22 protein-coding genes are annotated in these 23,059 nt (G+C 72.3%); 12 read left to right on the top strand and 10 right to left on the bottom strand.

Annotated elements, in window-relative coordinates; all coding sequences use genetic code 11:
• Positions 1-158 precede the first annotated feature (158 nt).
• Both ACZ7N4_RS09220 and ACZ7N4_RS09225 read right to left on the bottom strand, forming a co-directional pair.
• Positions 159-983, bottom strand: coding sequence for a purine-nucleoside phosphorylase (locus ACZ7N4_RS09220; protein WP_467926844.1), 825 nt, complete (start codon positions 981-983; stop codon positions 159-161).
• Between the two features lie 123 nt (positions 984-1,106).
• Entirely contained in the window at positions 1,107-1,544 is a 438-nt protein-coding gene (locus tag ACZ7N4_RS09225) for a gamma-glutamylcyclotransferase family protein (RefSeq protein WP_471355532.1), read from the bottom strand.
• Positions 1,545-1,640: 96 nt separating this feature from the next.
• On the opposite strand from ACZ7N4_RS09225, the gene ACZ7N4_RS09230 reads away from it, so the two are divergent.
• Positions 1,641-3,089 (top strand): NAD(P)H-quinone dehydrogenase, encoded by a 1,449-nt coding sequence (locus ACZ7N4_RS09230; RefSeq protein WP_471355535.1) that lies wholly within the window; start codon positions 1,641-1,643, stop codon positions 3,087-3,089.
• Between the two features lie 166 nt (positions 3,090-3,255).
• Positions 3,256-4,185: a DeoR/GlpR family DNA-binding transcription regulator gene (locus ACZ7N4_RS09235; RefSeq protein ID WP_471355538.1), complete on the top strand. Its 930-nt coding sequence runs from the start codon at positions 3,256-3,258 to the stop codon at positions 4,183-4,185.
• Positions 4,186-4,484: 299 nt separating this feature from the next.
• Here the strand turns inward: ACZ7N4_RS09235 and ACZ7N4_RS09240 are convergent, their stop codons facing one another.
• Positions 4,485-6,257, bottom strand: coding sequence for an acetyl/propionyl/methylcrotonyl-CoA carboxylase subunit alpha (locus ACZ7N4_RS09240; RefSeq protein WP_471355540.1), 1,773 nt, complete (start codon positions 6,255-6,257; stop codon positions 4,485-4,487).
• 378 nt (positions 6,258-6,635) lie between these two features.
• Here ACZ7N4_RS09240 and ACZ7N4_RS09245 point away from each other — a divergent pair, with 378 nt between their 5' ends.
• Positions 6,636-7,220: a hypothetical protein gene (locus tag ACZ7N4_RS09245; RefSeq protein ID WP_471355543.1), complete on the top strand. Its 585-nt coding sequence runs from the start codon at positions 6,636-6,638 to the stop codon at positions 7,218-7,220.
• Here the strand turns inward: ACZ7N4_RS09245 and ACZ7N4_RS09250 are convergent.
• From ACZ7N4_RS09250 to ACZ7N4_RS09265, 4 genes are all read right to left on the bottom strand, one after another.
• The gene (locus ACZ7N4_RS09250; protein ID WP_471355546.1) at positions 7,192-7,809 is read right to left on the bottom strand and encodes a Maf family protein; all 618 of its coding nucleotides are present in this window, start codon (positions 7,807-7,809) and stop codon (positions 7,192-7,194) included. The two genes, ACZ7N4_RS09245 and ACZ7N4_RS09250, sit on opposite strands and share 29 nt — an antisense overlap.
• A 76-nt stretch (positions 7,810-7,885) precedes the next feature.
• Complete coding sequence (gene mmpB, locus ACZ7N4_RS09255; RefSeq protein ID WP_471355548.1) at positions 7,886-8,014, bottom strand: morphogenic membrane protein MmpB; 129 nt, start codon at positions 8,012-8,014, stop codon at positions 7,886-7,888.
• Between the two features lie 75 nt (positions 8,015-8,089).
• On the bottom strand, positions 8,090-8,299 hold the full coding sequence (locus tag ACZ7N4_RS09260) for an acyl-CoA carboxylase epsilon subunit (RefSeq protein ID WP_471355551.1): 210 nt from the start codon (positions 8,297-8,299) through the stop codon (positions 8,090-8,092).
• Between the two features lie 36 nt (positions 8,300-8,335).
• Complete coding sequence (locus ACZ7N4_RS09265) at positions 8,336-9,949, bottom strand: acyl-CoA carboxylase subunit beta (protein ID WP_471355555.1); 1,614 nt, start codon at positions 9,947-9,949, stop codon at positions 8,336-8,338.
• A gap of 110 nt (positions 9,950-10,059) precedes the next feature.
• On the opposite strand from ACZ7N4_RS09265, the gene ACZ7N4_RS09270 reads away from it, so the two are divergent.
• Positions 10,060-10,920, top strand: coding sequence for a biotin--[acetyl-CoA-carboxylase] ligase (locus tag ACZ7N4_RS09270; protein ID WP_471355557.1), 861 nt, complete (start codon positions 10,060-10,062; stop codon positions 10,918-10,920).
• Between the two features lie 655 nt (positions 10,921-11,575).
• Positions 11,576-12,700, top strand: coding sequence for an adenylate/guanylate cyclase domain-containing protein (locus ACZ7N4_RS09275; protein WP_471355558.1), 1,125 nt, complete (start codon positions 11,576-11,578; stop codon positions 12,698-12,700).
• 76 nt (positions 12,701-12,776) lie between these two features.
• Here the strand turns inward: ACZ7N4_RS09275 and ACZ7N4_RS09280 are convergent, their stop codons facing one another.
• Positions 12,777-13,373, bottom strand: coding sequence for a hypothetical protein (locus ACZ7N4_RS09280; RefSeq protein WP_471355560.1), 597 nt, complete (start codon positions 13,371-13,373; stop codon positions 12,777-12,779).
• A 198-nt stretch (positions 13,374-13,571) separates the two neighbouring features.
• Between ACZ7N4_RS09280 and ACZ7N4_RS09285 the strand changes: the two genes are divergently transcribed.
• From ACZ7N4_RS09285 to hutH, 3 genes are all read left to right on the top strand, one after another.
• On the top strand, positions 13,572-14,366 hold the full coding sequence (locus ACZ7N4_RS09285; RefSeq protein WP_471355563.1) for an enoyl-CoA hydratase/isomerase family protein: 795 nt from the start codon (positions 13,572-13,574) through the stop codon (positions 14,364-14,366).
• Positions 14,367-14,676: 310 nt separating this feature from the next.
• Entirely contained in the window at positions 14,677-15,819 is a 1,143-nt protein-coding gene (locus tag ACZ7N4_RS09290) for a GGDEF domain-containing protein (RefSeq protein ID WP_471355565.1), read from the top strand.
• Positions 15,820-15,907: 88 nt separating this feature from the next.
• The gene (gene hutH / locus ACZ7N4_RS09295) at positions 15,908-17,446 is read left to right on the top strand and encodes a histidine ammonia-lyase (RefSeq protein ID WP_471356169.1); all 1,539 of its coding nucleotides are present in this window, start codon (positions 15,908-15,910) and stop codon (positions 17,444-17,446) included.
• A gap of 81 nt (positions 17,447-17,527) precedes the next feature.
• Here hutH and ACZ7N4_RS09300 read toward each other — a convergent pair whose 3' ends face one another.
• Together ACZ7N4_RS09300 and ACZ7N4_RS09305 are read right to left on the bottom strand one after the other, a co-directional pair.
• A complete protein-coding gene (locus tag ACZ7N4_RS09300; protein ID WP_471355568.1) occupies positions 17,528-18,313 on the bottom strand; it encodes a hypothetical protein in 786 nt (261 codons plus the stop codon).
• A 42-nt stretch (positions 18,314-18,355) separates the two neighbouring features.
• The gene (locus tag ACZ7N4_RS09305) at positions 18,356-18,691 is read right to left on the bottom strand and encodes an LAETG motif-containing sortase-dependent surface protein (RefSeq protein WP_471355571.1); all 336 of its coding nucleotides are present in this window, start codon (positions 18,689-18,691) and stop codon (positions 18,356-18,358) included.
• Positions 18,692-18,800: 109 nt separating this feature from the next.
• Between ACZ7N4_RS09305 and ACZ7N4_RS09310 the strand changes: the two genes are divergently transcribed.
• The 4 genes from ACZ7N4_RS09310 (at position 18,801) to ACZ7N4_RS09325 (ending at position 23,003) form a co-directional block, all read left to right on the top strand.
• Positions 18,801-19,148, top strand: coding sequence for a hypothetical protein (locus tag ACZ7N4_RS09310; protein ID WP_471355574.1), 348 nt, complete (start codon positions 18,801-18,803; stop codon positions 19,146-19,148).
• A 230-nt stretch (positions 19,149-19,378) separates the two neighbouring features.
• Entirely contained in the window at positions 19,379-20,626 is a 1,248-nt protein-coding gene (locus tag ACZ7N4_RS09315) for a L,D-transpeptidase (RefSeq protein ID WP_471355577.1), read from the top strand.
• Positions 20,627-20,760: 134 nt separating this feature from the next.
• A complete protein-coding gene (locus ACZ7N4_RS09320; protein ID WP_471355579.1) occupies positions 20,761-22,197 on the top strand; it encodes an ABC transporter permease in 1,437 nt (478 codons plus the stop codon).
• Between the two features lie 122 nt (positions 22,198-22,319).
• Complete coding sequence (locus ACZ7N4_RS09325; RefSeq protein WP_471355581.1) at positions 22,320-23,003, top strand: ABC transporter ATP-binding protein; 684 nt, start codon at positions 22,320-22,322, stop codon at positions 23,001-23,003.
• Positions 23,004-23,059: the final 56 nt, after the last annotated feature.

The raw sequence follows: 23,059 nt of genomic DNA on the forward strand, positions 1-23,059 counted from the left end.
AACCTCTCCGTGTTTGCCTCGTCCACCGGGGGCTCTGCCCCCGGACACCCGTTCGCCCACCCGCCGACCGGCTCGGTCGGCCGCGGAGCGAACGGGCGGGATCGTTCCACCGCCGGCGCGGACCGGCGGCCCGCTCGTGCCGTTCCGGCCGTCGTCTCCTACAGCTTGCCCAGCACCTGGCCGAGCAGCTGCCCCATCCGCGCCGCCGAGTCGCGGCCGGCCTGGAGGACCTCCTCGTGGTTAAGGGGCTCGCCGGTCATGCCCGCGGCGAGGTTGGTGACCAGGGAGATGCCGAGGACCTCGGCGCCAGCCTCGCGGGCCGCGATGGCTTCGAGGACCGTGGACATGCCGACGAGGTCCGCGCCGATGACGCGGGCCATGCGGATCTCGGCCGGGGTCTCGTAGTGCGGGCCGGGGAACTGGGCGTAGACGCCCTCCTCCAGCGTGGGGTCGATCTCCTTGCACAGGGCGCGCAGGCGCGGCGAGTACAGGTCCGTCAGGTCGACGAAGTTGGCGCCGACGATCGGGGAGGTCGCCGTGAGGTTGATGTGGTCGCTGATCAGGACCGGCTGGCCGGGGCGCATGCCCTCGCGCAGGCCGCCGCAGCCGTTGGTCAGCACGATCGTCTTGCAGCCCGCGGCCACGGCCGTACGCACGCCGTGGGCGACGGCGGCGACGCCGCGGCCCTCGTAGTAGTGCGTGCGGCCCAGGAAGACCAGGGCGCGCTTGTCACCGAAGGAGTACGAGCGGATCTTGCCGCCGTGCCCCTCGACGGCCGGCGGCGGGAAGCCGGGCAGCTCGGTGACCTGGAACTCGGCGTCGGGTGCGCCCAGGGCGTCGACGGCCGGAGCCCAGCCGGAGCCCATCACGAGGGCGACGTCGTGGGTCTCGGCGCCGGTGAGGGCGCGCAGGCGCGCGGCGGCGGCGTCGGCGGCGGCGTAGGGGTCGCCCTTGATGTCGTCCGGAGTAAGAGATGCGTTCACGCCGATGAGGGTAACCGGTCTTCGCCTACGCGCGTAGATGACAGAGCCCACGGGTTTGTACGCGTTGCCTTGTCGGTTTCCACAAACGGCGGCGAACAGCGAGGTGGGGCGGGGGGCGCAGGCTCAGCAGGGGCGCTTGCGGAGTTCCATCACATAGTCGTGCGGGGCCCCCGCCGATTCCGCCGCGTCGGCGATCTCGCCCAGGTAGCGCGCCGACGGCAGACCGCCCTCGTAACCGTCGAGGACGTACGCCCAGGCCGGCTCCTCACCGTCCAGCGTGTGCACGCGCACGCGTACCCGGCGGTAGATGCCGAGGCCCACGCCCTCCCACCGGTCGAGCGACTCCTCGTCCATGGGCGCGATGTCGTACAGACCGACGAAGACCGCGGCCAGCGGGTCCTCGACGAGCGTCGCCAGCGCGCCCTCCCAGCCCAGCTGCTCGCCGCCGAAGGTCAGCCGCCAGCCGTTCAGCCAGCCGGTGGCGCGCAGCGGGGAGTGCGGGGCGCGGCGGGACATCAGGCGCGCGTCGAGGTTGCCGGCGTACGCGGCATAGAGCGACATGGGGAGAGGGTACGGCAGACGCCTCCCGCGCCTCCGGTGTCCCGGGAGCGACCCGGTGGCGCCCCCGGGCAGTAGCACCTTGAGGCGTGCGGGACAATGGAGTACGTGACTCGGATCGTGATCATCGGTGGCGGACCCGGCGGATACGAGGCGGCCCTGGTGGCCGCCCAGCTCGGCGCGGAGGTGACCGTCGTCGACTGCGACGGTCTGGGCGGAGCGTCGGTGCTGACCGACTGCGTGCCGTCGAAGACCCTTATCGCTACGGCCGAGGTGATGACCACCTTCGACTCCTCCTACGAGGAGCTGGGAATCATCGTCGCCGACGACACCCCGCCGCTGGAGCAGGCCGCCCGGGTCGTCGGCGTGGACCTCGGCAAGGTCAACCGCCGGGTGAAGCGGCTCGCGCTCGCCCAGTCCCACGACATCACCGCCTCCGTGACGCGCGCCGGCGCCCGGGTCATGCGCGGGCGCGGCCGGCTCGACGGCATGCAGGCCCTGGACGGCTCCCGCAAGGTCGTCGTCACCGCCGCCGACGGCACCGAGGAGAGCCTCACCGCCGACGCCGTCCTCATCGCCACCGGCGGCCACCCGCGCGAGCTGCCCGACGCCCAGCCCGACGGCGAGCGCATCCTCAACTGGACCCAGGTCTACGACCTCACCGAGCTGCCGGAAGAGCTGATCGTGGTCGGCTCCGGCGTGACCGGTGCCGAGTTCGCCGGCGCCTACCAGGCGCTCGGGTCGAAGGTGACCCTCGTGTCCTCCCGCGACCGCGTGCTGCCCGGCGAGGACCCGGACGCCGCCGCCGTGCTGGAGGACGTCTTCCGGCGCCGGGGCATGAACGTCATGGCCCGCTCCCGCGCGCAGTCCGCCAAGCGCGTCGGCGACCGGGTCGAGGTGACGCTGGCCGACGGCCGGGTCATCACCGGCTCCCACTGCCTGATGGCCGTCGGCGCCATCCCGAACAGCGCGGGCCTCGGCCTGGAGGAGGCCGGCGTCAAGCTGCGCGAGTCGGGCCACATCTGGACCGACAAGGTCTCCCGCACGACCGCGCCGGGCGTCTACGCCGCCGGTGACGTGACCGGTGTCTTCGCCCTCGCGTCCGTCGCCGCCATGCAGGGCCGCATCGCCATGTACCACTTCCTCGGCGACGCGGTGGCCCCGCTCAACCTGAAGACGGTCTCCTCCAACGTCTTCACCGACCCCGAGATCGCCACCGTCGGCTACACGCAGGCCGACGTGGACGGGGGCAAGATCGACGCCCGGGTCGTGAAGCTCCCGCTGCTGCGCAACCCGCGCGCCAAGATGCAGGGCATCCGGGACGGCTTCGTGAAGATCTTCTGCCGGCCGGGCACCGGGATCGTGGTCGGCGGTGTGGTGGTGGCCCCGCGCGCCTCGGAACTGATCCACCCCATCTCGATCGCCGTCGACAACAATCTGACGGTCGAACAGATCGCGAACGCGTTCACGGTGTACCCCTCCCTTTCGGGGTCGATCGCGGAAGTCGCCCGGCAGCTGCACACGCGCAAGGCGAGCGCGGAGGGCTGACGGGGCCGGCCGACTTCCCGCTGGTCACGGGGAGTTGTGGCGAGTGCGGACGGCATAGTCGGGGCGGGCGGGTCCTATACCACTTCCCGCCCCACCATGCGAACAACTTCTGTTATTCGGCGCAAACTGCTGAAACCAGACGGTCGCTGGGGTTACTGTCAGTTTCGTGTTCGCTGCTGAACGTCGCCAATTGATCCTCGAAATGGTGCGAGCGAACGGTGCCGTGTCGCTCCGTGAGCTCGCCCGCGTCGTCCAGACCTCCGAAGTGACCGTACGGCGGGACGTGCGTGCACTGGAGGCCGAAGGACTCCTCGACCGCCGGCACGGCGGTGCGGTACTGCCGGGCGGGTTCACGCGGGAGTCCGGCTTTCCGCAGAAGTCTCATCTCGCGACCGCCGAGAAGACGGCCATCGCCGACCTCGCCGCGGGCCTCGTCGAAGAAGGCGAGGCGATCGTGGTGGGAGCCGGTACGACCACGCAGGAGCTGGCCCGCCGCCTCGCGCGTGTGCCGGGCCTCACGGTCGTCACCAACTCCCTGCTGGTGGCCCAGGCGCTCGCCCATGCCAACCGGGTGGAGGTCGTGATGACCGGAGGCACCCTGCGCGGCTCCAACTACGCCCTCGTCGGCTCCGGCGCCGAGCAGTCCCTCCAGGGCCTGCGGGTGTCGAAGGCCTTCCTCTCCGGAAGCGGCCTGACGGCCGAACGGGGCCTGTCCACCTCCAACATGCTCTCGGCATCCGTCGACCGCGCCCTCGTCCAGGCCGCCGCGGAGGTCGTGGTCCTCGCCGACCACACCAAGCTCGGCACGGACACGATGTTCCAGACGGTGCCGACGGACCTCATCACCCGGCTGGTCACCGACGAGCCGCCCGCCCACGACGACCGCGCGGCCACGGAGTTGCAGGCGCTCGCCGACCAGGGCGTGCAGATCGCCGTGGCGGGGGCGAACGGAGCGTCTCCGGGGGGTGAGCAGGCCCCGGCGCGTCGCGCTCCGCTCCCGGGGCCGAGGAGGGGCATGGCGCTCCGCTCGGGGGCGGGGCTGGGAGAGCCGACCGGGCCCGAGCGGGGGCGGGTCGCTGATCTGCGGCGGCGCTGAGGACGCGGGTGCCCGGTCGCCGTCGTGGGTGACGTCCTGGCCGAGCACCGCGCGGGCCGCCGCCGGACCGCCGTTCAGGGCGTCCGCCCAGTGCTCCACCCGCAGCCGGGTGCCGGACAGGGCCGGCGGGAAGGACGCCACGTCGCCGGCCGCGTAGACGTCGGGGCCGGAGGTGCGCGACCGTTCGTCGACACGATGCCGCCGTAGGGCTGCGGGGCAGCGTGTCCCCCGCGCGGGAAGCGGAACGCCCGGCAGACCGGCCGAGGCCGGTCCACCGGGCGTCACTGTGCGGCGTGCCGTCAGTCCTTGATCTCGCAGATCGCGGCGCCCGAGGTGATGGACGCGCCGACCTCGGCGGCCAGGCCCTTGATGGTGCCCGCCTTGTGGGCGTTCAGGGGCTGTTCCATCTTCATGGCCTCCAGGACGACGATCAGGTCGCCCTCCTGGACCTCCTGGCCCTCCTCGACCGCGATCTTCACGATCGTGCCCTGCATCGGGGAGGCGAGGGTGTCGCCGGAGGCGACGGGGCCGGACTTCTTCGCCGCGCGGCGCTTCGGCTTGGCACCGGCCGCGAGGCCCGTGCGGGCCAGCGACATGCCGAGCGAGGACGGCAGCGAGACCTCCAGGCGCTTGCCGCCGACCTCGACGACGACCGTCTCGCGGCCCAGCTCCTCCTCCGCCTCGGCGTCGGCCGGTGCGGCGAACGGCTTGATCTCGTTGACGAACTCCGTCTCGATCCAGCGGGTGTGGACCTTGAAGGGGTCGGCGGAGCCGGTCAGCTCCGGAGCGAACGCCGCGTCCCGCACCACCACGCGGTGGAAGGGGATCGCCGTCGCCATGCCCTCGACCTGGAACTCGTCCAGCGCGCGGGCGGCCCGCTCCAGGGCCTCCTTGCGGGTCCGGCCCGTCACGATCAGCTTGGCCAGCAGGGAGTCCCACGCCGGGCCGATGACCGAGCCGGACTCCACGCCCGCGTCCAGACGGACGCCGGGACCGGACGGCGGGTCGAACCGGGTGACCGTGCCGGGGGCCGGGAGGAAGTTGCGGCCCGGGTCCTCGCCGTTGATCCGGAACTCGAACGAGTGACCGCGCAGCACCGGGTCGCCGTACCCCAGCTCCTCGCCGTCGGCGATGCGGAACATCTCGCGGACCAGGTCGATGCCGGCGACCTCCTCGGTCACCGGGTGCTCGACCTGCAGGCGGGTGTTGACCTCCAGGAAGGAGATCGTGCCGTCCTGGCCGACGAGGAACTCGCAGGTGCCGGCGCCCTCGTAGCCGGCCTCCTTCAGGATCGCCTTCGAGGCCCGGTACAGCTCGGCGACCTGCTCCTCGGACAGGAACGGCGCCGGAGCCTCCTCCACCAGCTTCTGGTGGCGGCGCTGCAGGGAGCAGTCACGGGTGGAGACGACGACCACGTTGCCGTGCTTGTCGGCCAGGCACTGGGTCTCCACGTGCCGGGGGCGGTCCAGGTAGCGCTCGACGAAGCACTCGCCGCGGCCGAAGGCGGCCACCGCCTCACGCACCGCCGACTCGTACAGCTCCGGGACCTCCTCCAGCGTCCGGGCGACCTTCAGACCGCGTCCGCCGCCGCCGAAGGCGGCCTTGATCGCGATCGGCAGGCCGTGCTCCCGGGCGAAGGCCACGACCTCGTCGGCGCCGGAGACGGGGTCGGGGGTGCCGGCGACCAGGGGGGCGCCGGCGCGCTGGGCGATGTGCCGGGCGGCGACCTTGTCGCCCAGGTCGCGGATGGCCTGCGGGGGCGGGCCGATCCAGATCAGGCCCGCGTCCAGCACCGCCTGGGCGAATTCGGCGTTCTCCGAGAGGAAGCCGTACCCCGGATGGACAGCGTCCGCGCCGGACTCGCGCGCGGCGTTGAGGATCTTGTCGATGACCAGGTAACTGGTCGCCGGGGTGTCACCGCCCAGGGCGAACGCCTCATCCGCGGCGCGGACATGCAGAGCGTCCCGGTCCGGGTCGGCGTAGACGGCCACGCTCGCGATCCCGGCGTCCCGGCAGGCCCGGGCCACGCGGACAGCGATTTCGCCACGGTTGGCGATGAGCACCTTGCGCACGATTGAGGCTCCCTCCTTGAAACAAGCCGAGTTTAGGGACTGCCGACACGGCACTTCGACCCGTCCCCAGTGGTGAGCTTGCCCACACGGAGCGTGATACGAGGCTCGCTCGACCCGCCAAAGCCCATGTCGCACCACGGTACGCAGGACTCCTTCGGAAAACCCTAGCCCTGCCATGTGGCCAAGGTCTCTGTGAGTGCGTGCTGCGGCCCACTCTGTTTCTTTGTCGAGTCCCTACGAATGGCCCAATGATTCTTTGCCGGCGCCCGAACCCTTGTCCCCCGGTTTACCCGTTAGTAGCGTTCGCGCTGTCCCGAACGTACCTGGGGTAACAGGCTGTCGGTGTGAGAGTGGGTGGGGCCGGTGGTGCGTAGACCGGTGGCATGGGTCGTGGCGGTCGTCCTCCTCGGGGAGGCCGTCTTCATCGCCGCGCTGAACTGGTTCCTCGGGATGGTGGTGGACCGGCAGGGCATGTCCCTGGCCGGCCTCGACCCCGACGTTATGTCGAGGACCTCGAAGATTGCTGGACTGGTCTTCGGCCTCTACTTCGTGGCGTGCGCGCTGGTGGCCGTGCTCGTGGCGGTACGCGACCGCGCCCCGGCCGGCCTCGGCCGTGTCCTGCTGATCAGCGCGGCCGTCGTGCACGGCCTCCTCGGCGCCTTCGTCTGGGGCCCGGCCGGCTGGACGGCGTTCCTGTTCATGATGGTCGTCCTCGCGCTGATCGTGCTGCTCCTGGTGACGTACGACCGTGTGGGTGGCGTGGACGGCGGGACACCCGGCGGCGGTGTGCCGGGGCAGGGCGGCGACCCGGCGGCGAAGCCCGAGCCGGGCGCCGAGCCGGGCGCGGCGCCCGCCGGCGCGGGTGCGCCGGCGCGCCGTGGGGACGAGCCGCAGGACGGGGACGAGGAGCCGCAGGACACCGTCCCCGCCCGGATCACCGCTCCGGCGCCCACAACTCCGTGATGCCGACACCCAGTTCCGCGAGGAGCTTGCGGATCAGGGGCAGGCTGATGCCGATCACGTTGCCGTGGTCGCCGTCGATGCCCTCGATGAACGGCGCCGAACGGCCGTCCAGGGTGAACGCGCCGGCGACGTGCAGCGGCTCACCGGAGGCCACGTAGGCGGCGATCTCCTCGTCGCTGGGCTCGCCGAACCGGACGACGGTGGAGGCGGTCGCCGACACGTACCGCTTCGCCTCCGTGTCCCACACGCAGTGACCCGTCTGGAGGACACCGGCCCGCCCGCGCATGCTCTTCCAGCGGGCGGTGGCCTCCTCGGCGTCGGCCGGCTTGCCGAGCGCCTGCCCGTCCAGCTCCAGCACCGAGTCGCAGCCGATCACCAGGGCGCCCTGCACCTCCGGCTTCGCCGCCACGACGCTCGCCTTGGCCTCGGCCAGGGCGAGGGCGAGCTCCGCCGGGGTGGGGGCGGTGACGGCGTCCTCGTCGACACCGCTCACGATCACCTCGGGGGCGAGACCGGCCTGCCGGAGCAGGGCCAGCCGGGCGGGGGACTGGGAGGCGAGCACGAGTCGCCTGCGCGGTGTGGCAGTCATGCGGTCAGGTTAGTCAGGGTGCGCCGTCCGGCTCACCTCGGACGGCGCACCCGAACCGGCTCACCTCGGACCGGGTTCACCTCAGGCCGATCACGATCATGATCAGGACCATGGCCAGGGCCATGAGGAAGCCGAGCCGCCGAAGCATGTCCTGCGCGTCGCGCAGGTCCTTCGGCGGCTCGTCCTCCGGGTCTGACCACAGCATCCGTCCAGCGTGCGGCCTCGTGGGGGCCGGGCGCCTGAGTACCGGTACTCAATTGGCGCCCGGCGCCGCGGCCCCTCAGCTCGGCCAGTAGGTGCGGGTCCAGGACGTCGGGCCGGGCCGGGGCACGCGGTGCGTCGCGATCCTCGACGGGTCGGACCACGCGTCCTTCGGGGGCTCCGCGCCGGACGGCGTCGCCGCTGCCGCCGCGGCGCGGGCGCGGACCACCGCCAGGGCGGCGGCCAGCTCCTCCGGAGTCGGGTTGCCTCGTACGACCTTGATGTTCATGACCGCTCCCGGGGTCGGCAGGGCTTGGCGAGGGACCTAGAGGGGGATGTTGCCGTGCTTCTTCGGAGGCAGGGATTCCCGCTTGGTGCGCAGCTGACGCAGGCCGCGGACGATGTGCGCGCGGGTGTCGGACGGCATGATCACCGCGTCGATGTAGCCGCGCTCGGCCGCGACATAGGGGTTGAGGAGGGTGTCCTCGTACTCCTGGATCAGGCGCGCCCGGACCGCCTCCAGGTCCTCCCCGTTCGCCTCCGCCTCCGCGAGGGTGCGGCGGTGCAGGATGTTGACCGCGCCCTGGGCGCCCATCACGGCGATCTGGGCGGTGGGCCAGGCGAGGTTGAGGTCGGCGCCCAGGTGCTTGGAGCCCATGACGTCGTAGGCGCCGCCGAAGGCCTTGCGGGTGATGACGGTGATCAGCGGGACGGTGGCCTCGGCGTAGGCGTAGATCAGCTTGGCGCCGCGGCGGATGATGCCGTCGTGCTCCTGGCCGACGCCGGGCAGGAAGCCCGGCACGTCCACGAAGGTCAGCACCGGGACGTTGAAGGCGTCGCAGGTCCGCACGAAACGGGCGGCCTTCTCGCTCGCCGTGATGTCGAGGCAGCCGGCGAACTGCATCGGCTGGTTGGCGACGACACCGACCGGGTGGCCCTCGACCCGGCCGAAACCGGTGACGATGTTCGGCGCGAACAGCGCCTGCGTCTCGAAGAACTCCGCGTCGTCCAGGACGTGCTCGACCACCGTGCGGATGTCGTACGGCTGGTTCGCGCTGTCCGGGACGAGCGTGTCCAGCTCGCGGTCCTCGTCGCTGACGGCGAGGTCCGCCTCCTCCGGGAAGACCGGGGGCTCGGAGAGGTTGTTGGACGGCAGGTACGACAGCAGTTGCTTGACGTACTCGATGGCGTCCTTCTCGTCGCCGGCCATGTGGTGCGCCACGCCGGAGGTGGAGTTGTGGGTGCGGGCGCCGCCGAGCTCCTCGAAGCCGACGTCCTCGCCGGTGACGGTCTTGATGACGTCCGGTCCGGTGATGAACATGTGCGAGGTCTGGTCCACCATGACCGTGAAGTCGGTGATGGCCGGGGAGTAGACCGCGCCGCCCGCGCAGGGGCCGACGACCAGACTGATCTGCGGGATCACACCGGAGGCGTGGGTGTTGCGGCGGAAGATCTCGCCGTAGGCGCCGAGCGAGGCCACGCCCTCCTGGATGCGGGCACCGCCGGAGTCGTTGATGCCGATGACCGGGCAGCCGGTCTTCAGCGCGAAGTCCATCACCTTGACGATCTTCTGGCCGTAGACCTCGCCGAGGGCGCCGCCGAAGACGGTGAAGTCCTGGGAGAACACGGCGACCGGGCGGCCGTCGACGGTGCCGTAGCCGGTCACGACGCCGTCCCCGTACGGGCGGTTCCTGTCGAGACCGAAGTGGGTGGACCGGTGCCGGGCGAACTCGTCCAGCTCGACGAACGACCCCTCGTCGAGGAGGAGTTCGATGCGCTCACGGGCCGTCAGCTTGCCCTTGGCGTGCTGCTTCTCGACGGCGCGCTCCGAGCCGGCGTGCGTCGCCTCGTGGATGCGGCGCTGGAGATCCGCGAGCTTTCCCGCGGTCGTGTGGATGTCGATCTCGTGGATCTCGTGACGCTCTTCCGGCTCGGACATCGGGATGCGGCTCCCTGCCTGCTCAAAAGGGGGGACGGTTACTCATCCGTAGAGTAGTGGCGGGCCTGCGGATCAGCAGTGCGTCGTTTACCACACCTAGGGTGGCTTGCATGACGCCGCAGAATCCATCAGACGACAGCCGCTGGTCCGACCTGGACCGTCCGCCCCTGAACGCCGTGGCGCTGCGGCGCGGGCTGGTCCGGGAGGAGGGTCTGTACCGCGACGTCCAGGTCGTGCAGCGGACCGGGTCCACCAACTCCGACCTCGCCGCGCTGGCCGACGCCGGGAAGGCGGGTGAGGGCGCGGTGCTGGTAGCGGAGGAGCAGACGGCTGGCCGGGGCCGCCTGGACCGCCGCTGGACGGCGCCGCCGCGTTCGGGGCTCTTCTTCTCCGTGCTGCTGAAGCCCGCCGAGGTGCCGGTGGCCCGCTGGGGCTGGCTGCCGCTGCTGACCGGTGTGGCGGTGGCGACCGGGCTGGCGCGGGCGGCGGGGATCGACACCGCGCTCAAGTGGCCGAACGACCTGCTGGTGACCGTGGGCGGCCAGGAGCGCAAGGCCGGGGGCATCCTCGCCGAGCGGGCCGGGGACGACGGGGTTGTCATCGGCGTGGGCATCAACGTCAGCCTCCGGGAGGAGGAGCTTCCCGTCCCGCAGGCGGGGTCGCTGGCGCTGGCCGGGGCGCGGGGGACGGACCGGGATCCGCTGCTGCGGGCCGTGCTGCGGTCGCTGGAGGACTGGTACGGGCGCTGGCGCGCGGCGGGCGGCGACCCCTCGGCGAGCGGGCTCCAGGAGACGTACACGGCGGGCTGCGCGACGCTCGGGCGCGTGGTGCGGGCGGAGCTGCCCGGCGACCGGGCGCTGGTGGGGGAGGCCGTGGCGCTGGACGGGGACGGGCGCTTGGTGATCGCCACGGAGGAGGGTGTGCAGGAGCCGGTGGGGGCGGGGGACATCGTCCATCTGCGGCCGGCGTGAGGGGGCTGGTGACTGCGGTGTGCGGGGGGCGGGCGTGAGGGTCGTGCGGGGTGGCTGCGGTGTGTGTGGTGCGCGGGTGTGGCCGGGTGGCTGCGGCGTTGTGCGGCGGGCGTGAGGGTCTGCGGGGTGGCTACGGTGCGTGTGCGGTGTAGGTGCCGCCGGCGCGTCCGCGGCGGGGTGGGGGTGCCTGTAGCGCCTCCTGCGGCGGAGTGGGGGCCGGGGCCGCGCCGAGGGGTGTCCGTCGTCGGAAACGGCGTGTCCGGCGTCGGAACGGCGCGGAATCGGTCGGCTGTCCAGGGCCCGGCGTCGACGCGCCGACCGCTGTGGGCGGGCACCCCCGGCACGTCCTCTTCCCGCCGTGCGCGACCGCGGCACCGCCCCGGATCCGCCCGGGGATCGGCCGAAGGGCGCGGGGAACTGGGCCCCCGCCCGACGAAGGGGGCCGGTGGCCCGGGACCGCTCGCAGAGCCCGGACCTGCCTCGATGCGGGGGCCGGGGGTGCCGGCCCCGGCGTGGGCGGTACCGGTGTCGGTCCGTGTGCCCGGTGCGGGGGAGCGACCCGTCGGCCGAACCCGACGGAGTGAGCTGGCGCACACCTGCCGTAGAGTTGAGGCCGGTCGAAACCTGACCGCGGCAGATCGGAAGGGCAGCAGGCGTGACCGTCGACGACACGGGCTCCGGCGCTGGCGGGGACGGCCGGGTGGACCCCCACGCCCCCGACACCGGCGAGGACCCGCTGGCCCTGCGGCTCGAACAGCTCATCCTGGGCGCCGAGCGCCGTTACACCCCGTTCCAGGCAGCCCGCAGTGCCGGTGTCTCCATGGAGCTGGCGTCCCGGTTCTGGCGGGCCATGGGCTTCGCGGACATCGGGCAGGCGAAGGCCCTCACCGAGGCCGACGTGCTGGCGCTGCGCCGTCTCGCCGGTCTGGTGGAGGCGGGGCTGCTCAGCGAGGCCATGGCGGTGCAGGTGGCCCGGTCCACCGGGCAGACCACCGCCCGTTTGGCGGAGTGGCAGATCGATTCCTTCCTGGAGGGGCTGACCGAGCCGCCGGAACCGGGCATGACCCGCACCGAGGTGACGTACCCGATCGTCGAACTGCTCCTGCCCGAGCTGGAGGAGTTCCTCGTCTACGTCTGGCGCCGGCAGCTCGCGGCCTCCGCCGGACGGGTCGTGCAGACCGGGGACGACGAGGAGATGGTCGACCGGCGGCTCGCCGTCGGCTTCGCCGACCTCGTCGGCTTCACCCGGCTCACCCGCCGTATGGAGGAGGAGGAGCTGGGCGAGCTGGTCGAGGCGTTCGAGACGACCGCGGCCGACCTGGTGGCCGCGCGCGGCGGCCGGCTCATCAAGACCCTCGGCGACGAGGTGCTGTACGCCGCGGACGACGCGGGCACGGCCGCGGACATCGCGCTGCGGCTGGTGGAGACGCTCGCGAACGACGAGACGATGCCCGAGCTGCGGGTCGGCATGGCGTTCGGCACGGTGACCACCCGCATGGGCGATGTGTTCGGTACGACGGTGAACCTGGCCTCCCGGCTGACCTCGATAGCCCCGCGCGACGCCGTCCTCGTGGACAGCGCCTTCGCCGAGGAGCTGATCCGCACCGGCGAGGCGCCCGCCTCGGAGGCGGAGGCGGCGGAGGCCGCCGCGGCCGCCGAGAAGGAGGGCGAGGACCCGCCGGTGTACCGCTTCGCGCTCCAGCCGATGTGGCAGCGCCCGGTGCGTGGGCTCGGCGTGGTCGAGCCGTGGCTCCTCGCGCGCCGCGACGGCCAGTCGTAGACGCCGGGTCCGGACGGTCGGACTCGGATGCCGGTTCCGGCGGCCGGTACCAGTCGACGGTCGCGGACGGTCCGTCCTAGTCGCCGTCGAGCACGTCCACGCACAGGCCGATCACCGGGACGCACACCCCGCCGGGCTCCGGCTCGGTGGTGGTGCGGCTCGGGGTGGGGGTCCGGGTCGGCGTGGGGGCGGGGCGCGGGGCGGACGCCGTGGGCGTGGGGCGCGCTGTGCTGCGGGGGTCCCGGGCCTCGGTGGGTACGGCGGTCGGGGCGGCCGTCGGCACGGAGGTGTGGCCGGGCGTGGCCGTGCGCGGTGCCGTGGGAGCCGGGGATCCGGTCGGTGCCGGCGCGAGGCTCCGGCCGCCCGTGACCGAGGTCGCCGAGGGCAGCGCGGTGGGGGCGGCGGCGAGGGTGGCCGAGGTGTTCGCGGAGCGGTCCGGGGCCGTGCCGCCCGCATCGATGCGGGACTCGGCCTCCGCGGTGCCGGGCCCGCCGACCCCCGGCTCCGGGGTGACCCGGACCAGACTGAGCACCCCGGCGGCCAGGGCCAGGCCGCCGGCCGCGAGCAGCACCTTGCGGGGACGGGGCTTGCGGTGCCGTCCGCGCCGTACTCCCGGTGTGCGCTCCGGCGCGTGGTCCTGCTCCGCGCCGGACTGTGCAGGTATCGGTGGCATGGGTTCCCCTCCCCGTCGCGCGCCGGGGGCGCGCGGCGGAGCGCACGCTATGCGCTCCTGTGGGCGATGTGCGGGGAGACGGCCGGGATGTCACTCGAACGGGCGAACGGGGGTGGACCTCCGGACTTCACGGAACGGGGCGCGGCTGCGATGATCGGGCCGAACGGTCAGTTAACCCGCGTTAACCGGAGGGGTGTCATGAGCGAGGAGCGGTTCGGGGAGTTCGTGCTGGTGCGGCGGCACGGGTTCGTCGCGGAGCTGGTGCTGGACCGGCCCAAGGCGATGAACGCCGTCTCCACGGAGATGGCCCGCTCCCTCGCGGGCGCGTGTTCCGCGCTGGCCGCCGACCGGGACGCCCGGGTGGTCGTCCTGACCTCGTCGCACGAGCGGGCGTTCTGTGTGGGCGCGGACCTGAAGGAGCGGAACTCCTTCACCGACGCCGACCTGGTGCGGCAGCGGCCGGTGGCGCGGGCCGCGTACACCGGGGTGCTGGAGCTGCCGATGCCGACGATCGCGGCCGTGCACGGCTTCGCGCTGGGCGGCGGGTTCGAGCTGGCGCTGTCCTGCGACCTGATCGTGGCCGACGGTACGGCCGTGGTGGGGCTGCCCGAGGTCTCCGTGGGCGTCATCCCGGGCGGCGGCGGCACCCAGCTGCTGCCCCGGCGGGTCGGTGCGGCGCGCGCGGCCGAGCTGATCTTCTCGGCGCGGCGGGTGGAGGCCGCGGAGGCGGCGGAGCTGGGCCTGGTGGACCGGGTGGTGGAGACCGGCCGTGACCGCGAGGAGGCGCTGGCGCTCGGCGAGCGGATCGCCGCGAACTCGCCCGTGGGGCTGCGCGCCGCCAAGCGGGCCCTGCGGCTGGGGCACGGGCTGGACCTGCGGGCCGGCCTCGAGGTCGAGGACGCGGCGTGGCGCTCGGTGGCGTTCTCGGGGGACCGGGCGGAGGGCGTGGCCGCGTTCAACGAGAAGCGCAAGCCGGAGTGGCCCGGGGAGTAGGGCGTCGCCGCCTGCGCCGGGGCCGGGCGGTTCGCGGCGCCGACAGCGCCCCGCGACAGGCGCGGGGAGTCGGCACCGGGCCCCTCCCCGGGCCGGCGCCCGTACGCCCACGTCGGCACCGGGCCCCTCCCCGGGCCGGCGCCCGTACGCCCACGTCGGCACCAGTCCTCCCCGAGCCGGCACCAGTCCTCCCCGAGCCGGAATCCGGACGCCCGAGCCGGCGCCCGTACCCGTTGAGCCGGCACCGCGCATTCCACCTGATCGCCGTACCAACAGCCCGAACACCCCCATTCCTCCCTAATCTGGAGTAATGGCTGAGGACAAGCGGCTAGCCGCAGTCGTGTCGCTGGCCCAGGGCATGGCGGCGGCGCACACCCCGCGGGAGTGCTGGCAGGCCGCCGCCCGAGGCGCCTGCCGCGCGCTGGACGGCAGCTTCGCCGCGCTGTCGGTGTGGGAGCGGGAGCTGGGCCGGCTGCGTGTCCTGGTCAACGTCGGGGACCGCGCGTCGGACGAGGCGGAGTTCCCCGAGTCGGAGACCTACCCGGTGCACCAGTTTCCGGAGATCACCGAGTTCCTGCACGAACGGTGGGCCGGCGGCGGTGGGCCCAACGCCTGGGTGGAGACGGCCGAGGGTACGGCGAAGGGCACCCCCGGCTACTTCCACCAGCGCGTCGCCGCCCTGCGCCGCCGGGGCCGCGGCTGCTGCGTCGTCGCCCCCGTCGTCCTGCACGGCCGGGCCTGGGGCGAGCTGTATGTGGCGCGGGCGGTCGGCGAGCCGCTCTTCGCGCGGGCCGACGCCGACTTCGCCACCGTGCTCGCCGCCGTCGTCGCCGCGGGCATCGCGCAGACAGAGCGGCTGGAGGAGGCCCGCCGGCTCGCGTACACCGACGCCCTGACCGGACTCGCCAACCGCCGGGCCGTGGACGTGCGCCTGGGCGAGGCGGTGGAGCGGCACCGCGCCGAGGGCGTGGCCGTCAGCCTCGTCGTGTGCGATCTGAACGGGCTGAAGCGGGTCAACGACACCCACGGGCACGCCGTCGGGGACCGCCTCCTCGAACGCTTCGGCTCGGTGCTGTCGCTGTGCGGCGCGATGGTGCCGGGCGCGCTGGCCGCCCGGCTCGGCGGGGACGAGTTCTGTCTGCTCGCGGTCGGGCCGCCCGCCGACGACGTGGTGAAGGCCGCGGACGAGCTGTGCCGGCGGGCCGGGGAGCTGGAGCTGGGGGAGGGCGTCGCGTGTGGGGTCGCCTCGACCGAGGATCCGATCGGCGAGGTGCGGGACGCCCGCCGGCTGTTCCGGCTGGCGGACGCCGCCCAGTACCGGGCGAAGGCGATGCGCCTGCACCGTCCGGTGGTGGCCGGCCGGGAGGGGCCGGACGATCCGGTCGTACGGCTGGCCGACGAGCCGCCGCCCTCGCGGGCCGAGCGGCGGCGGTTCCGCGGGCGCCGGCCGTGAGGCGAAGCCCACACCGTACGGTAAGGGTCACCCCCGGTCCCCAGTAGTGACATCACCGCATTCAATGCGTACGCTCCTGAATATGGATATGCACACTGTGGTGGTGGGGACGTCCGGTGTCACGGCGTCCGACGTTCTCGCCGTGGCGCGCGGCGGTGCCCGCATCGAACTGTCGGCGGAGGCGGTGGCGGCCCTCGCGGCGGCCCGGGAGATCGTGGACGCGCTGGCGGCCAAGCCGGACCCGGTCTACGGCGTCTCCACCGGCTTCGGCGCCCTGGCGACCCGGCACATCAGCCAGGAACTCCGCGCCCAGCTGCAGCGCAACATCGTCCGCTCGCACGCCGCCGGCATGGGCCCGCGCGTGGAGCGCGAGGTCGTCCGGGCCCTGATGTTCCTGCGGCTGAAGACCGTCTGCTCCGGGCACACCGGTGTGCGGCCGGAGGTCGCGCAGACCATGGCCGACGTGCTGAACGCCGGGATCACCCCGGTGGTGCACGAGTACGGCTCCCTCGGCTGCTCCGGCGACCTGGCCCCGCTCTCCCACTGCGCCCTCACCCTCATGGGCGAGGGGGACGCCGAGGGCCCCGACGGTGTGGTCCGGCCCGCCGGCGAGCTGCTCGCCGAGCACGGGATCGCCCCCGTCGAGCTGCGCGAGAAGGAGGGGCTCGCCCTCCTCAACGGCACCGACGGCATGCTCGGCATGCTGGTGATGGCCCTCGCCGACCTGGACATGCTGTACAAGTCCGCCGACGTCACCGCCGCCCTCACCCTGGAGGCGCTGCTCGGCACGGACAAGGTCCTCGCACCCGAGCTGCACGCCATCCGGCCCCACCCGGGCCAGGGCGCCTCCGCCGCCAACATGCTGGCCGTGCTGGAGGGTTCGCAGCTCACCGGGCACCACCAGGACGACGCGCCCCGCGTCCAGGACGCCTACTCCGTGCGCTGCGCCCCGCAGGTCGCCGGCGCCGGCCGCGACACCCTCGCGCACGCCCGCCTGGTCGCCGAGCGGGAGTTGGCCTCCGCCGTCGACAACCCCGTCGTGCTGCCCGACGGCAGGGTCGAGTCCAACGGCAACTTCCACGGCGCGCCCGTGGCCTACGTCCTGGACTTCCTCGCCATCGCCGCCGCCGACCTCGGCTCCATCGCCGAGCGCCGCACCGACCGGCTGCTGGACAAGAACCGCAGCCACGGGCTCCCGCCCTTCCTCGCCGACGACGCGGGTGTGGACTCCGGTCTGATGATCGCCCAGTACACGCAGGCCGCGCTGGTCAGCGAGATGAAGCGGCTCGCCGTACCGGCCTCCGCCGACTCCATCCCGTCCTCCGCCATGCAGGAGGACCACGTCTCCATGGGCTGGTCGGCCGCGCGCAAGCTGCGCACCGCCGTCGACAACCTCACCCGGATCGTCGCCATCGAGCTGTACGCGGCCACCCGTGCGATCGAACTGCGCGAGGGCCTCACCCCGGCGCCCGCCAGCCAGGCGGTCATCGAGGCCGTACGGGCCGCGGGCGTCCAGGGCCCGGGCCCCGACCGGTTCCTGGCCCCCGACCTGGCGGCCGCCGACGCGTTCGTGCGCGGCGGTGACCTCGTGGCGGCCGTCGAGAAGGTCACCGGCCCCCTCCAGTGAACCTCCGGTGAGACGCGCAGGGGCCCCGGCAGTCGCCGGGGCCCCTCGACGTCCACGGAGGGAACGTCACGTCGGCTGACGTCACTTCAGCTTGGCGGCCTGCGCCTTCACGACCGGAGCGGAGACCGTGTAGGCCTTCTTGCTCATCATCGCGCCGATGTTGATCGTCGTGTACACGGCGAGGGTGTTCCCGTGCCGCACGACCTCGGCGTGCAGCGGCAGGGAGCCGTCCTTGCCCGCGTCGTTGACGGTGGTGAAGGCGACCGACGCGTCACCGGTGCCGGAGGACTTCTCCTCGGAGACCTTGGTGAACTTGCTCTTCTCGCCGTCCTGCTGGCCGGAGAAGCCGCCCGCGCAGGCCTTGACCGCGTCGGAGACCGACTTCAGGCCCTGCTCGGCGCCGTCACCGTCGTACGAGGCCAGGGTGACCACGGTGACGTCGAGGTTCATGGACTCGTTGACCGCGTCCTCGAACTTGCCGTCCTCCAGCGAGGTGGCGTCGGGCTTGGGGGCCTTCTTGTCCTCGGTGGCCATCTTGCTGGTGTGGGCCGCCGGCGAGCCGGGCGCGATGGCGGTGAAGGCACGCAGCACCGGGTCGCACTGGGCGTCGTCGGCCTTGACCTTGCTCGCGTCGGGGACGCCGCCCTCGACCTCGCCGACCTTCTGCCCGGGCACGTCGCCCTGGGTGATGATCCGCTTCTTCAACTCCGCGGCGCTCAGCGTCTTCGCGGCGGGCTTCGCCGCGTCCTTGCCCGAGGTGGCGCCGGCGTCCTTCGAGTCTCCGTTGCCGCACCCGGTGACGAGGGCGAGCGACAGCGCGCTCACAGCTGCGGTGGCGCACAGCCGCACGCCCGATGATCTGTTCATGCGCGAACTATGTGTGCCCTGTCAAGCATTCGTCAAGACAGATTAAAAACCCAGGCGTTCCCGACGTACCGAATACACCACGAATCCGGCGCCCACGGCGAGGAAGAGGCTGCCGCCGACGACGTACGGGGTGGTGTCGAAGGCCCCCGTGTCGGCCAGCTCGGTCTCCTGCGCCACCTCGTCCGCGGTCGTCTCGGTGGTCGCGGCCGTCACCGCTCTGGCCTGCGTCACGTGGGTGACCTGGGTCGAGACGGAGCTGGTCGCCGTCTCTCTCGCCGGGGTGTCCTGCGAGGCGTTCGCGGACGGGACGAACCACAGCGCGCAGAGCAGGGTGCCCGCGGCGGTGGCGGTCAGCAGCGGGCGGCGAGCGGATGACACGGAATATCGATCCCCTTGTGACGCTGGCGAATTGGCCGTGTGGGGCGATGTTAGTGAAAGGCGCGGGTCACAGGAAAGTCACGGGAGGTTTCGGTCGTACGCTCCCGCCATGAGTGCAGAAGACACATCACGGTTTGTACGGCTTCGCGTGGAGCTGGTGCTGGAAGTGCAGGACGACGACGAGGTGACCAAGGCCGCCCTGCGCCGGGTCGCCGAGGACCCCGAGCTGCCCGAGGCGGAGCGGACCCATGCCGAGAGCGCTGTGACGGAGGACACCGCGGAGGCCCTGGCCTATCTCGTGGACCCGTTCGACCTGGTCAACGCGGTGCCCGGGGTGGAGCTCCAGCAGGCCTCCTGGTCCAGCGAGCGGATCGACTTCGACCCCGATTCGCCCGACTGGGACCTGGACGAGGATGATGGGGCGGCGGACGACGAGGAAGAGGACGGCATCGGCTGAGCGTCGCGGGGCACCCATGACCCCGGACGGCAACCGCCGTCCGGGGTTTTGTCGTCCCGGGGGGCGCACGGACCGGAACCCGAACCCGTACCGCCCGCGACCGCGTTCCGCGGACGTGGGATGCCCCACAGACCCGCGGTCTGTGGAACGGGGAGGGGTGGCCGTAGCGTTCAAGGTTCTTGACGGGGACTCTCGGGCTTATCGCGACTGCAATGATGGAGAAGCTTGTGATGACGGACAGTATGCGGCGCAGGGGCCTGGCGGCCGCGTCCGCTCTGCTCGGCGGTGTGCTGGTGCTCACGGCGTGTTCCGGCGGCGACGACGCCTCCGGCAGCGGCAGCGGCGACACCTCGCAGGCCAAGGTCGACGAGGCGGCGGCCAAGAAGTCGTCCGAGGCGCAGATCACGATCACGCCCAAGGACGGCTCCGACAACGCCTCGATCAACAACTCCGCCGCCGTCACCGTGCGCAAGGGCACCCTCACCGGCGTCACGATGACGACCCAGGACGGCAAGACCGTCGCCGGCCAGCTGTCCGCCGACAAGAAGAGCTGGAAGCCCAGCGTCCAGCTGGAGCGCTCCACCACCTACAAGCTCGCCGCGGAGGCCAAGGACTCCGAAGGCCGGATAGCCCACGAGAACGCCTCCTTCACCACGGTCTCCCCGGCCAACAGCTTCATCGGCAGCTTCACCCCCGACAACGGCTCCACGGTCGGCGTCGGCATGCCCGTGTCGATCAACTTCGACAAGGCGATCACCAACAAGGCCGCCGTGCAGAAGGGCATCACGGTCAGCTCCAGCAGCGGCCAGGAGGTCGCCTGCCACTGGTTCAACGCCAACCGCATGGACTGCCGCCCGGAGGAGTACTGGAAGGAGGGTTCCACCGTCACCCTGAAGCTCGCGCTCGACGGCGTCCAGGGCGCCAGCGGCGTCTACGGCGTCCAGCAGAAGACGGTCACCTTCCACATCGGCCGCAACCAGGTCTCCTACGTCGACGCGAAGACCAAGCAGATGAGGATCACGCAGGACGGCAAGGTCGTCAAGACCATCCCCATCTCCGCCGGCTCGCCCGACAACAAGACGTACGAAGGCCGGATGGTGATCTCCGAGAAGTTCAAGGAGACCCGGATGAACGGCGCGACGGTCGGCTTCACCGACGACGACGGCAAGGGCGAGTACGACATCAAGGACGTGCCGCACGCCATGCGCCTGACCACCTCCGGCACCTTCATCCACGGCAACTACTGGGGCGCTCCCTCGGTGTTCGGCAACGTCAACACCAGCCACGGCTGCGTGGGCCTGCAGGACAAGAAGGGCGCGAACGACTCCAGCACGCCGGCGGCCTGGCTGTACAACCACTCCCTGATCGGTGACGTCGTCGTCGTGCAGAACACCGGCGACAAGACCGTCTCCCCGGACAACGGCCTCAACGGCTGGAACATGGACTGGGCGCAGTGGAAGGCCGGCTCGGCCGTCTGACGCAGCGTCGACCACAGCTCTCCGGTGCCGCCCCCAGGGGCGGCACCGGTGTGTACGGGCCCGGCCGCAGCCTTCTCATGCCGCTCTTATGCCGGCCTTATGGTGTCATCACGGTCCGTCCCTAGCTTGCGGCCATGTTCTTCACCTACCTGAGGCGCGAACTGCGCCGCCGCAGAAAGGCGGCCCTCGTCGTCGCCTCCGGGCTCGCCCTGGGCATCGCGCTGGTCATCGTGGTCGACTCCGTGTCCAACGGCATGGGGAAGGCCCAGGACAAGGTCCTGCAGTCGCTGTACGGGCTGGGGACCGACATGACGGTCACCAAGGCGGCGTCGGCGTCCACCGGTGACACCCAGCGCCCCCGCTTCCGGTTCGACGCGCAGGGCGACGACGACGCCGAACAGAGCAGCGACCGGGTCATGGTGCAGGGCTTCCAGACGCTGCCGGTCTCCACGGTCGCCAAGGTCGGCTCGCAGCCCGGGGTCTCCGACGCGGTCGGCGGTCTGAGCCTGCAGGTCCTCAAGGTCAGCGGCCAGTTCACGCGCGGCCGGTTCCAGCAGCAGGACGGGGGCGGCGGGTTCCAGCGCGGCGGGGAGGGCCGGCCGCAGGGTGAGGTAAAGGGCGGCGGCGCCGACTTCGACGTCAACAACTACTCCGTCTACGGCACCGACGTCACCGAGCCGTCCCTGGGCCCGCTGACCTCCTCGAAGATCACCAGCGGCCGTACCTTCAAGGCGACGGAGACCGACGCCGGGGTCGCCGTGGCGGACTCCGCCTACGCCCAGCGCAAGAAGTACGAGGTCGGCTCCACCGTCACCGTCAAGGGCGTCACGTTCCGCGTGATCGGCATCGCCACCGCCGACAGCGGTGACCCGGCGGCCGACCTCTACATCCCGCTGAAGCGGGCGCAGACCCTCGGCGGCGCGAAGGACAAGGTCACCACGGTCTACGTCAAGGCGGCCGACTCGCAGAAGATCGACGGCGTCAAGTCGACGATCCAGCAGAACGTCCCGGGTACGACGGTCACCACCTCCGCCGACCTCGCGGACACCGTCTCCGGCTCCCTGTCCACCGCCTCCTCCCTCGCCGCCAACGTCGGCAAGTGGCTGTCCCTCGCCGTGCTGGTGGCCGCGTTCCTGGTGGCGGGACTGCTCACCTCCTCCGCGGTCTCCCGCCGGGTCCGCGAGTTCGGCACGTTGAAGGCACTGGGCTGGAAGTCGGGCCGGGTGACCCGGCAGGTGGTCGGCGAGGCCGTCGTCAACGGCCTGGTCGGCGGCGTCCTGGGCATCGCCCTCGGCCTGGCGGGCGCCTACACCGTCACGGCGATCAGCCCCGGCCTCCAGGCCCGGCTGGGGGGCGGCACGGGCTCCGGCACCGGCGGCGGTGGCTTCCCGGGCGGCCCCGGCCGCCGGACGGCGAAGACCCTGGAGGTGGCCCTCACCGCCCCGGTGAGCGTGACGACGATCGTCCTGGCGGTGGGTCTCGCGGTGGCGGGCGGCCTGATCGCGGGCGGGTTCGGCGGCTGGCGCGCGTCCCGGCTGCGCCCGGCGGACGCGCTGAGGCGGGTGGAGTAGCCCGGCTCCCCGGCGAAGGCCGGCGGTCCGGCCGAGGGGCGCGGGGAACCGCGCGCCCAGCCCCCGCGGACCGGCGGCCGCACACGAGCGCGCGCCCACCCCGAACAGATCCCGGAGCCACCATGTACGAACTGAGGAACGTCACCAAGCGCTACACCCGGGGCAAGGACACCGTCCACGCCCTCGACGGAATCGACCTCACCATCGCCGACGGAGACAGGCTCGTCATCCAGGGCCCCACCGGCGGCGGCAAATCCACCCTTCTGCAGATGCTCGGCGCCCTCGACCGGCCCACCTCCGGCGAAGTCGTCCTCGACGGCACGGACCTGGCCGGGCTGACCGAGGCGCGGCTGACACGACTCCGCAGCGAGAACATCGGCTTCGTCTTCCAGTCGTTCAACCTCATCCCCACCCTCACCGCCCAGGAGAACGTGGAAACCGCCCTCGTCCCCCTCGGCATCAAGGTGAAGGAACGGCGGGAACTGGCCGCCGAGGCACTGGAATCGGTCGGTCTCGGCGAACGCCTCGGACATCTCCCCGGCGAGATGTCCGGCGGACAGCAGCAGCGCGTCGCCATCGCCCGGGCCGTGGTGAAGAAGCCCAAGGTGCTGCTGGCCGACGAGCCGACCGGCAACCTGGACGAGGGCATGCGGGACGAGATCATGGACGTACTGGAACGCCTGTGGAAGGAGCACGGGCTGACGTTCATCATGGTCACCCACGACTCCGCGCTGGCGAAGAAGGCCCCGCGCCTGGTCACCCTGCGCACGGGAAGGATCACCGTGAAGGAGAACGCGGGGACCTGACGGGGCACAACCCAGCGGAAGCACACGGGACTTCGCGGTTCCGTAACGGTGTTCCG

The organism is Streptomyces sp. NPDC107654, assembly GCF_055639035.1.